This is a genomic window from Bradyrhizobium cenepequi (genome assembly GCF_020329485.1).
Lineage (GTDB): Bacteria > Pseudomonadota > Alphaproteobacteria > Rhizobiales > Xanthobacteraceae > Bradyrhizobium > Bradyrhizobium cenepequi.
The window spans coordinates 38944-50305 of the sequence record NZ_JAGKJI010000047.1; the positions used below are offsets into that span (position 1 = coordinate 38944).

Annotated in this window: 6 protein-coding genes and 2 pseudogenes; 4 read left to right on the top strand and 4 right to left on the bottom strand. The window is 58.1% G+C overall.

The features are described from left to right. Nucleotides 1–649: 649 nt before the first annotated feature. Nucleotides 650–2476 (bottom strand): glutamine--fructose-6-phosphate transaminase (isomerizing), encoded by a 1827-nt coding sequence (gene glmS, locus J6497_RS32670; RefSeq protein WP_225708324.1) that lies wholly within the window; start codon nt 2474–2476, stop codon nt 650–652. A gap of 911 nt (nt 2477–3387) precedes the next feature. On the opposite strand from glmS, the pseudogene J6497_RS32675 reads away from it, so the two are divergent. From J6497_RS32675 to J6497_RS32690, 4 genes and pseudogenes are all read left to right on the top strand, one after another. Further along, a pseudogene (locus J6497_RS32675) lies at nt 3388–4474 on the top strand (IS5 family transposase). Beyond that, nucleotides 4474–4808: pseudogene (locus J6497_RS32680) on the top strand (hypothetical protein). Before J6497_RS32675 ends, J6497_RS32680 begins: the two co-directional pseudogenes overlap by 1 nt. A gap of 292 nt (nt 4809–5100) precedes the next feature. Further along, on the top strand, nt 5101–5241 hold the full coding sequence (locus tag J6497_RS32685; RefSeq protein WP_225708325.1) for a hypothetical protein: 141 nt from the start codon (nt 5101–5103) through the stop codon (nt 5239–5241). Between the two features lie 76 nt (nt 5242–5317). After that, nucleotides 5318–6064 (top strand): hypothetical protein, encoded by a 747-nt coding sequence (locus J6497_RS32690; RefSeq protein WP_225708326.1) that lies wholly within the window; start codon nt 5318–5320, stop codon nt 6062–6064. 146 nt (nt 6065–6210) lie between these two features. Here J6497_RS32690 and J6497_RS32695 read toward each other — a convergent pair whose 3' ends face one another. From J6497_RS32695 to J6497_RS41385, 3 genes are all read right to left on the bottom strand, one after another. Next, nucleotides 6211–6408 (bottom strand): hypothetical protein, encoded by a 198-nt coding sequence (locus J6497_RS32695; RefSeq protein ID WP_225708327.1) that lies wholly within the window; start codon nt 6406–6408, stop codon nt 6211–6213. Between the two features lie 979 nt (nt 6409–7387). Beyond that, nucleotides 7388–8629, bottom strand: coding sequence for a cytochrome P450 (locus tag J6497_RS32700; protein WP_225708328.1), 1242 nt, complete (start codon nt 8627–8629; stop codon nt 7388–7390). Between the two features lie 537 nt (nt 8630–9166). After that, a partial coding sequence (locus J6497_RS41385; RefSeq protein ID WP_283845501.1) for an amino acid adenylation domain-containing protein occupies nt 9167–11362 on the bottom strand: 2196 nt, incomplete at its 5' end.

Sequence of the window (11362 nt, forward strand, 5' to 3'; positions counted from 1 at the left end):
AATCGCGCCAGCGGCACAATGAGTCTGTCTGAATCGTCGCGAGGCGGTAGTTATGAGCAATTGGCCTTCCGACCTTCGATAATTCGGGGAATTCCCTGATCTCGTCGTAGAGCTAAGCACGAATGGATGCCGCACCTTCCAGGGTGATCGGGGCACCTCTAGTAGGATTGCACACGGCGGATATCGACCATGACCGCCGACGATGGGAAAGTGCCCTTTCACAGGTTTTCCTGATTCTGAGCAGTTCTCAGCGCCGGAGGCATGAGCTTGGGTCGCTGTTCACCCAGCCGTGGCGGACGCGGTGGTATGCGTGGGACTGTCCTAGTTCCTGCTATCGGTTGGCCAAGGGATTTACAACGTGCAGCAGGTCCCCATTGGATATGCACTAGTTCCGCACCGGCTGCAGGGCCGAGTCAACGCGAGCATCCGGACGGTGGTGCGGGGGTTGGCGCCATTCGGCGCGATATCGAGATGCGAACCGTTCATGTCCGGAAGACGATCTGGACGCAATGCCCGCGATGCAGCAGCGACGATCGGCATCAACATGGATAGGAGAGAAACTAAGGATCTGCTTGGTTTTGGCTAATAACCGAACACGAACGCCTACTGGCTGGAGGCTCACGACCGCTGCGACTTTGGCCCTGCCCGCCTATTCGACGGTCACCGACTTCGCGAGATTGCGTGGCTGATCGACGTCCGTTCCCATCACGACAGCGGTATGGTAGGCTAAAAGCTGCACCGGAATGGCATAGACCATGGGCGTAAAAGTTGAAGCCATGTCCGGCAGCACAATGGTCGCGAGCGAATCCACCGTCGCTTCCGAAGCCCCTGTCGCATCGGTCATCAGGATGATGTTGCCACCACGAGCGGCAACTTCCTGCATGTTCGAGACGGTTTTTTCGAAAACCCGGTCGTAAGGAGCGATCACCACCACCGGCATGCTCTCGTCGATGAGCGCAATCGGGCCGTGCTTGAGCTCGCCGGCGGCATAGCCCTCGGCGTGGATATAGGAGATTTCCTTCAGCTTCAGTGCGCCCTCCAGCGCTAAGGGGAACGACGTGCCGCGGCCGAGATAGAGCACAGCGCTCGATTTGGCGATGTCGAGCGCGAGCTTCTCGATCTGCGGCTCGATCGCGAGCGCCGCAGCGATCAGCCGCGGAACTTCGATCAGCTCACCCACGAACTTCATTTCATCGATGTCGGACAATTCTCCGCGCTCTTTGCCTGCGGCGATCGCAAGCGCGGCCATCACCATCAGCTGGCAGGTGAAAGCTTTAGTCGAGGCGACACCGATTTCCGGCCCCGCCAGTGTCGGCAGTACGGTTTCGCTCTCGCGCGCAATCGTCGACGTCGGCACGTTGACCACAGAAACTGTGTGCAGACCCTGCGCCTTGGCGTAGCGCAACGCGGCCAGCGTGTCGGCGGTCTCGCCGGACTGCGAGATGACGATCGCGAGATCCCCCTTGCGCAAAGGCGCCTCGCGGTAGCGGAGTTCGGAGGCGACATCGATCTCGACCGGCATACGCGCCAGCCGCTCGAACCAGTACTTCGCGACGTGCCCGGCATAGCTTGCGGTGCCGCAAGCCGTGATCGAGATGCGCCCAATGTCATTGAAGTCGAATGGCAGTTCGAACGGTAGCGCGATGCGCTTGGCGGTCATATCGACATAACGCGCCAGCGTCTGCCCGACCACTTCCGTCTGTTCGTGAATTTCCTTGGCCATGAAGTGGCGATAATTCGCCCGGTCAACCAGGAACGATGAAGCGCCGGACTTCAGCGTTTCCCGGTGAGCGACGGCGCCGTTCGAATCATAGATGACGCCGATCGTGCGGGTAAGCACGACCCAGTCGCCGTCTTCAAGATAGGTGATTGTATCGGTGAAGGGCGCGAGCGCGATTGCATCCGATCCTAAATACATTTCGCCGTCGCCATGCCCGATCGCAAGCGGCGACCCCTTGCGCGCGCCGATCATGAGATCGTTGTGACCTTTGAACAAAAATGCCAGCGCGAACGCGCCGCGCAGCCGCGGCAGCGACGCTTTCACTGCGTCCTGCGGCGAGTAGCCATTCTTTAGATGGGATTCGACAAGATGCGCCACCACCTCGGTATCGGTCTCGGAGGCGAAGCTAGCGCCATTCTGCTCCAGCTCAGCGCGCAGCTCGCGGAAATTCTCGATGATCCCGTTATGGACGATCGCGACATTGTCCGTCGCATGCGGATGGGCATTGCTTTCGGTCGGCTTGCCATGGGTGGCCCAGCGCGTATGACCGATACCGGTATGACCTGACAGCGGATCGCCGCTTAGCCGCGCCTCGAGATTTTTCAGCTTGCCCTCGGCGCGTCGGCGCTCGAGATGGTCGCCTTCAAGCGTCGCGACGCCTGCGGAGTCGTAGCCGCGATATTCCAGTCGTTTGAGTGACTCGACCAACTGCTCCGCGACCGGACCACGCCCCAAGATGCCGACAATCCCGCACATGCCGATCAATGCCCCCCAGCTTTTAAGGAAATCATCTTCAAAATCGCCGAAGTCTCTTAGCCAAATTCACTCGTATGAAGGTATTCAATACTTATTGCGGATTGCGACATCGTTAGCGGTTCGACTCTGGGATTCGCGGTCCGAGCAATTAGTCTCGCCGCGTGCACGCGCGTGAGCTAGGTCTTAGAAGTTTCAGCCGTCATCGGTTTCGCCCGACCGCAGCGCGGCTTTGGCGAGCACGATCGATACCAGTAGCAGCAAGCGCAGCAAACGAACTGAGGGTTTCGGGGTGAGCCGAATAGTCAGGCGCGAGTTCCATGGTCCGTGCGACAGCGATCCATGGCGCAAGAAGACTCTTCGTCCGGTAGCGAAGAGAGCAAATCGTAGTCGCGATAGGGCTGCCGCGTGGAGATATCTCGCCGGTAGACTGATTCAAGGGATCGATGACACTCGCTGCAGATCGACGGACCGCATGGCGTCTTGCGATAAAACTTCATGATTGTCGGTCAGCTCGTCTTGCTTCCTGCGCCGAGAGCCATTGAGGACGCTCTGGCCCGATTCTCGACGAGACTAAAACTATTGCGATTGACGGCTCAATTGTACGTAGGTAAGTCTTCGATATTGAAAGGGTTTGGAGAACTATACGAAAGTTTGTGATCCGTCCCTCCTCCGTTAGTACTGATGTCAGCGGTCCACGCTTGCGCGGCCAGCTTGCGCGATCCATTAGCGGAAACAGTTTGTCATGACTACCCTCGCGCATTTTGCCCTGCCACCTAAGCTGCGGTACCTGTTCCGCAGTTGAACGCCAGGTTGTTCGTGGGCTGGCCTAGCTAGCAGGCTGTTGAAAAAAGGCGCTCGCCGCGGACCGGAGTCCGTGATTCATTGACTCCGACGAGATTCGGAGATGGTGCGTGCGCGGCCGAGACAATCGAACGGGCGAGCTGTTCAGCTACGTTGACCTGGAGGCGCGGGTTCGCCGCGATCATTCCGCTGCGAGCGATCCGGACGATCGTGAACGAGGCGCTATCGGCGCTGGAGCGTGAGTTTGCCGCGCTCTATTCGCCGATCGGGGCGGCCGTCGATCCCGCCGGAGAAGCTGCTGCGAGCGATGCTGTTGCAGGCGTTTTATTCGATCCGCTCCGAGCGGCTTCTGATGGAGCGGCTGGAATACGACCTGCTGTTCCGCTGGTTCGTCGGAATCGGCATCAACGACGCGGCCTGGGACCATTCGGTGTTCTCGAAGAACCGCGACCGGCTGCTGGAAGGCGACATCGCAGCGAAGTTCCTGGCAGCGGTGCTGGCGCAGTCCAAGGTAAAGAAGCTTCTGTCGAACGATCACTTCTGGGTCGATGGCACGCTGATCGAGGCCTGGGCCTCGATGAAGAGCGTCAAGCCGAAGGACGGCTCTAGCGAGCCGCCGGCTCAAGGCGGCGGGCGCAATACGGAAGCGAACTTCCACGGCCAGAAACGTTCGAACGACACCCATGCTTCGACCACCGATCCGGATGCCAGGCTCTACCGCAAAGGTAAAGGCAAGGAGACGAAGCTATGCTTCATCGGGCATGGGCTGATGGAGAACCGCCACATGCTGGTCGACGCCTGCCTGACGCTGGCTGACGGGCATGCCGAACGAGTGGCCGCGCTGCACATGATCGAGCCTCGTGCCGACCGGCCGACAGCGATCACGCTTGGCGCCGACAAAGCCTACGACGCAGAAGACTTCGTCAACGAGCTGCGCTCGATGAACGTGACGCCGCATGTTGCGCAGAACACCAGTGGCCGCAGCTCTGCGATCGACGGGCGAACGACCCGGCACGGCGGCTATGCCGTCAGCCAGCGCATCCGCAAGCGCATCGAGGAGGCATTCGGCTGGATCAAGACGGTCGCCGGGCAAGAGAAGACGAGCTTCCGTGGCCGTGATCGTGTCGGACGTTTACCTTCGCTGCCGCCGCCTACAATCTGGTGCGGCTGCCCAAGCTGATAGCGGAGGCCGGCTGATGGCCAAGGTGCCCGGCTTCGCCAAGGCCTTTGCCGGCGGCTGGCGCATTGTCGAAATGGACAACTGGGACAGCGACTTCCTCGATCTCGTCGAAGAGGCGCATCTCACCTTCGTGAGCATGTCCGACGGTGAAATTGCCTTCGGTGCGCTGAAGGGCTTTCTCGACGTCCGCTACGCCACGCGAGACGGTTCGGCCGGCGCGGAGTTCTCGTGGGAAGGGCACGGGAATATCCCACCTGCGGATGGGCTATGATCGGCACTGCGGGCAGGCTCATCGGCCATTTCTATATACACAATGGCGACGATTCAGCCTTCGTTTGCGAACGCGGCTGAGTTCTTCAACAGCCTGCTAGCTAGTACCTCGACGCAGAGGTTTTGACTGATTGATTTGGGCTTTCCAAGACGGGTAGCTGCTCATGAGGACCAGCACTTCGATGCTGCGCGGCGAGCCGGGTTGGCGCTTGATGAGGCCCGCACGTTCGAGGGTCAACACCACTGCGAAGTGCCGTTGCATTGATTTAATCGAAGATACCTGCCCGGAGCGCCCCCGAGCAATTGACGAGAGCGGTTTGCGAAAAAAACGCCATGCGACGCTGCGCTCGACACTACACTCGGATTCGTCTTGGTGATCGAGTTGATCGAGATCAAAGACGGCGGCGCTGGGCTTCTATTGAGCCAAGGCCCGATGCTTCAGGCGACGCTGAAGGAGTGCGGCCAGGAATTGCATCCACCAAAACAAGGAGGCGACAGCATGCTCTGTGTGTAGCAACGTGCTTTGCGAGCGTTCGGGAAGAAATGCGTCTGCCAGACCGCTCGCACCGTTCGTGATTCGGAGGAGTCGAATGATCACGCCGGTTCGACGGAATTGGAGTCCCCAAGAATTGTTCAAAGCTCTGACGCCAGTGATGTTCACCGCCGAGCCATCAGTTGTGCGCGCACGTTGGAACAAGTTATGGCCAGAATTGTATACTGAATATGACGCGAGGCATCTGAAGAAGGAGTTGTCCATCCGCAACTTGATCGCTAGCGAGGAAGCCGCGGCATTCTTTGATGCCTGGGCCGCGGACGAGGAGCGTCACACCGAGGGCTTTATCCAGATTATGGAGCTCGTCGCTGATGGATCCGAAAAGGACCTTTGGGGGAGATTGGACGCTCGATCACACAATTTTAATGCGATCAATGAATACCTGAAAGAGGAATTCTCTGTGATGGTTATGATCGCCTTTGATGAAATGTGCACCTGCCACGCCTATGCTGCGGATAAGGGTTTTTATGCCGGACTCGGGAGCAATAGGTTCGTTCGTTGGCTAAAGGAAGTGATTGCCGATGAGGCAGTTCACTCGATGAACGCGGTTAACGTTATCCGCGCCCGGTACTCCGATCGCATCCACGAAGTCGGTGCAATCCTCGACGGCCTAACCAGCGGTGTCGCCGATGAGTCGGACTATGGCGGCACCTTCGTTCTGGATTACTTCGGCGAGAAGTACACGAAGGAGATGCTAGCCAACTGCCGCGGCACGATCCTGAGAAATGTTGCCAAGCCGCTCACGACCGCAGCGCGAGACGGACGGAACCATCGGCCAAGTTGACCTCAACGCCGTCGCACTCGCTGCGGAGTGATTCCGGCGCCGAGCGCCCAGCCTACTCCTTCGGCTCGTACATGACCGGCCCGATTCCCACGACGACGCCCATAAAGTGCATCTGCGGGCGTCGCCAATGCTGCGGCTCAGGCTTTTTACCATCCACGCCCCGTAGGGCGCGCGATAGATCGGCGCCAGATCAACCCGGTGACCGCCTGATAGTCGGCATAGGCACTCCCACCGATCTTTACCAGTCGCTTGTCATAGAGAATGCTGCCGATCACGTTGTAGATGTTGAGAAGGATTGCGAGGACCAGCAGATCCAGCTTCATGGTCGGAAGCAAAAAGAACATTCCGAAGAAAGCCGTGTGCACCGGAAATCTGATCCAGCGCGGGCTTCCGACCTTCCAGGGCACCAGCTTCGGTTTGCCTGCCGTGCCGCTCAGCCACTACGAAAGTCGTCGAGCCGAATGCCAAACCGCAATTGTATGCAAACAGATGCAGCTGCCAGTACCAAATCCAGGACAGGCAACACAGCACTCGCATGATCGCCGCCGGGACCCTTCCAGACGCCATACAACGATATCCACCGGCTGCCATGTCATCGCTGCGCCCAGAATATAGAGAACGTTGGTGAGGGATTCGACCCCGACCGCCAGCCCAACGGATCAATTCTGAACCACTTACTAGCCCGCTCCTTTACTGCGAACGTCGCAATCAAGGAATGCTGGAGCCCGAACCCAATCGTCAGCAAAGCATCAACAATAAGCGCATTGCTTGTCAGCATGGGGCTACCCCTTACGATCGGCGGGGGGAACGCAGCATGTAGATATTTGAAGAGACCGTTCGTTGGGAATGCGAACCTTGCGTCGCTTCCGTTCACAGGCAGCCATTGAAGTTGATCTCCTCGAGTAGCTCGTTTGCGTGGATGTGGCAGAGGCAAAGTCGCGGCGGGTTATGCCACCGAACGAGCTACAATCTGTAATGTCCGGTCCAAAGGACATCCGGGTATGGCTACACGCAAAGCGCGTTACGGGGCTGAGGGGCCAAACGCGCAACGGTTGCGCGTTTGTGCGATGGAGCTGAAACGTCGCCTCCAGCTCACCGATATCCGCGTCATCAGAGAGATCCGAGGCACGTTACAGAAGACAAACAGCCTGCATATGCGAACCACCCAGCTGCAACGCAGCACCGGGAAAATGCATCAACGCGACGCAAACGGAGGCGTCCGAAGGGTGCCGACATTCGACACCTCCGGGCTCTCTGAGCCTACTCAGCTGTCCACTCATTCGGAGGAAGTTCAAGGCTCCAGTCCATCTCAGACACCACGACCTAAGCTACAATCTGCACCGGGAGTGCGGAATAACCGTGCACAAAGTTAGACGCGACTCGTTCCGGCTCGCCGACGACCTTGACGTCCAGGCGTCCATTCAGCATCTCCTCCCAAAGGATCTTCAACTGCAGCTCCGCAAGATGTCTACCAACGCAGCGATGGATGCCGAATCCGAACGAGAGATGTTGCCGTACGTTCTTGCGATCGATGACGAAGCTGTTGGCGTTCTCGATGACCTCATCGTCCCGATTACCAGAGATGTACCACATGACGACCTTATCGCCTTGCCTGATTTGTTTGTCACCTATCATGATATCGGCCACGGCGTCGCGGCGCATGTGTGCGATGGGCGTCTGGTATCGAATAATCTCGGACACAGCGCTCGACACCAGCATGGGATTGTCCCGTAGCTTTCGTAGTTCGGACGGGTTCTGGTTCATGAACAAGAGGCCTCCGCTAATCGAATTGCGCGTGGTGTCGCTCCCGCCCACGATCAGCAGAATGAGGTTTCCGAGGAACTCACGTGGCTCCATATTCCGAGTCGCGGGTGAATGCGCCATCATCGAAATCAGGTCAACGCGCGGCTCGGCATTTATCCGTTCCCGCCAAAGCCGTGCGAAATAGTCTAAGCACTCGGACAGGATTGCGCTTCGCTTGTCCCAGCTGTCGATCTCGTGGCCCATTTGCGGAGTTGTAATGGCTACGTCCGACCAATACGTCAGGAGTCGCCGATCCTCAAACGGAAAATCGAACAACGTGGCCAACATCTGCGTCGTTAATTCGATCGAGACCTTGTCGACCCAGTTGAAGGTGTCATTGCGCGGCAAGCCGTCCAGAATCGTTTTGACGCGACAACGGATTAAGCCTTCGAGCTCGGTCAGAGTTGCCGGTGCCACTATCGGACTTACGGTGTTGCGCTGCTCGCCATGTTTAGGAGGCCCCATCTTAATGAAACTCGGAGTCCGATGCTCCTCGGGCAAGTCGACGATGGTGACACCTTGCTCTGACGAGAATACTCTATGATTCGTATCTACGGCTATGATATCGTGGTACTTTGTTATGGACCAATATGGACCGTACGGGCTGTCTTGACAGTAGTGAACGGGATCTTCCCTTCGCAGCCGCTCGAAGCAAGGCCATATGCTATCATCCTGAAAGCGCTTGGTCTCGCTTACATCCAGATCGCTCAGCGGGATAACACACGCATTCTCGCGTCCGCGCTCTGCCAATAACGTTTTCATGATCGTCTCCCTTGGGCCTCTAACTCTTGCTTCGCCCCCTAGGCGCCCTTTTTGAGAATTCTCCCTACAACTCCGTCGAAAAAGAACGATTAATAGAACTTGAGCCGGCCATCAGTAATAGGCAACATTCTGAGATTTCCCTGGGCGTAGATGCCTCTGGAGAGCTCACGATTTCTGGATGTCTCGAACCGTGGTTTCGTGCTTGCTTCGGCGTTTTAGTTGCGAACAGTTGTCATTCGAATTGGCGAAGAATATTCGAAAACGGATCGGAGGCTCCCTACCACTTCCGGGAGGAGCGCAAGGTTCGCTTTCACTTTGTATAATTGCTCGTCACACAGGCTCTCGCCAGGTCGCAGCTGCATCGCTGCCCGATTGGCAACTAAGAGGATGTCAGCTGGCCGCAACTTCTGGCGGCGAACATTGGCGAGGCGATCAGGCAACCGCAAGCTCGTAAGAAGGCACATCTTGCCAAGTAGGGGATCCGCTTCCGAACTGAGTGCCAGACCAGGAAAGCAGCGCATCGACGAGGTGGTTCCGCTATCGTGGCGCCTGCGATTGCCCCGGTGTTCGCGGTGAATTGGTTAAGGCCATTGAAATGGCTCGAGCGAGAACCCGGCGGTTCTCTGGAACGTTCATCATCGTCACGTGATCGCCTGGAATCGGTACGGCATGAATGGCTCCCGCACTCAAGACCCGATCCCAACCCCGCAAGGGCGAACTTGCCTCCGGACCTATTGAATTTTTGCGAGCTCTTACCCGCCGAAGAGGCCCATTGGCATAAAACTGATGGATCTCAATTGGCAGAGATGGGACTTGATATAAGTCTAGCGCCTTTTGGAACCGCGCGGTTTTCTCGTACATCAGAACGAGATCTTGGAGATCACAATCCTGGGGTATCGCTCCAATTTGCTGTGCTTTTTCAAGCAGCTCGGCCACTGAATCTTTCTCAGCAAAGCGTGCCAAGACTTCGAAGCTCTCATCATCTAAGGATTCAAAAGAATCCAGCAGCACTTCTCGCATCGTTTGGATGGCCGACATGCTTGATCGATTCGCAGGTAAGATAACATCGCTGAAGGCGATGAATGACACAGCTTCATCGAGACTTAGGAAGCGCTCCGCAATTGCGTAAGCCAGGATTGCTCCTGATGAGTATCCAGCAAAGCGGTATGGACCCTGTGGCTGGATCTCTCTAATTTGCAGGATTACCTCCGCGGCCATGGCTTCAAGAGTTGGTAGACAAACGTCATTGAAAGGCGGCCATGGCAGAGCATAGACCGGACAGTCTACGTCCATTTCCTTCACCAAACCGGGGACATAGGAGCAATCGCCAAAACCTGTGGGAACAAAGAAGAGCGGTGGCTGTGATCCCGTTGCCAGCACGGAAATCACTTCCGGACTGCTTGGCTGTCGCTCCAAATGAATCTTCGATGCAAGTTCCTTCAGAACAGGAGCTTGGAAGAGATCGGCCGCGCTAAACGTCAGCCCAAGGTCGAGCGCTCGACTGAGCAGCCGCACCACCAGCAGCGAGTGGCCGCCCAGCTGGAAGAAGTGGTCGTGGCGTCCGACCCGCTCCAGCCCCAGAAGCTCGGCCCAGAGCTGCGCCAGCGCCGTCTCGATCTCGCCTTGTGGCGCCTCGTAGGCGCGACGCGCATACGCATTATCTTCCAGCGCCGGCAGCCCCTTGCGGTCCAGCTTGCCGTTCACCGTCAGCGGCAGCGCCGCAAGGTGCACAAACGCGGCCGGCACCATGTACTCGGGCAGCCGCGCACTTAAGTGCGCGCGCAACGTGGCAGCAAGCTCACCTCCATCCAGCCGATCCGATCCTGCCTCGGGCGCGCACACCACATAGCCGACAAGCCGCGTCTCGCCCGCGCGGTCCTCGCCCGCCACCACCACCGCCTCGCGCAGCAACGCGTGCTCGGAGAGCCGCGCCGCGATCTCGCCCGGCTCGATCCGGAAGCCGCGGATCTTCACCTGGTCGTCGTTGCGGCCCAAGAACGCCAGATTGCCGTCCGGCAGATAGCGCGCAAGGTCGCCGGTCTTGTACAGCCGATCGCCTTCCACAAAGGGACTGGCGATGAACCGCTCCGCCGTCAGCTCGGGCCGGTTCAGGTAGCCGCGCGCCACCCCCGCCCCACCGATGTAGAGCTCCCCGACCGCGCCAAACGGAACGGGCGCACCATGACCGTCGAGCAGGTACACACGCGTGTTCGCAATCGGACGCCCGATCGGGACAATTGTCCCATCAAAATCAGCCGGGCAATTCCACGCTGTCACGTCGATCGCAGCTTCCGTCGGACCGTAGAGATTGTGCAGGCCCGTCCAAGGCAATACGCGCCGAACCTTGTGCACACTGGCGGCAGGGAGCGCCTCACCGCTGCATAAAACACGCCGCAGCGATGTGCAGCGATCAACCCCCTTCGCATCGATAAAGCTGACCAGCATCGATGGTACGAAGTGTGCCGTGGTGATGCGGTGGCTGATGATCAAGTCCACCAATGCATCGGGATCTTTGTGCGCATCCGGAGGCGCCAGCACCAGGGTCGCGCCTTCAAGCAAGGTCCAGAAGAACTCCCAGGCCGAGACATCGAAGCCAAATGGCGTCTTCTGCAACACGACATCCGTTGCCTTGAGAGCGTAGGCGTTTTGCATCCAGATCAGGCGGTTGATAATGGCCCGATGCTCATTCTGCGCCCCTTTTGGCGTGCCTGTTGATCCCGAGGTGTAGATCAC

Bases quoted from the DNA above. Each gene is read 5' to 3' on its own strand.
- glmS (WP_225708324.1), bottom strand. From the start codon at position 2,476: ATGTGCGGGATTGTCGGCATCTTGGGGCGTGGTCCGGTCGCGGAGCAG.
- J6497_RS32690 (WP_225708326.1), top strand. From the start codon at position 5,318: ATGATCACGCCGGTTCGACGGAATTGGAGTCCCCAAGAATTGTTCAAA.
- J6497_RS32695 (WP_225708327.1), bottom strand. From the start codon at position 6,408: ATGTTCTTTTTGCTTCCGACCATGAAGCTGGATCTGCTGGTCCTCGCA.
- J6497_RS32700 (WP_225708328.1), bottom strand. From the start codon at position 8,629: ATGAAAACGTTATTGGCAGAGCGCGGACGCGAGAATGCGTGTGTTATC.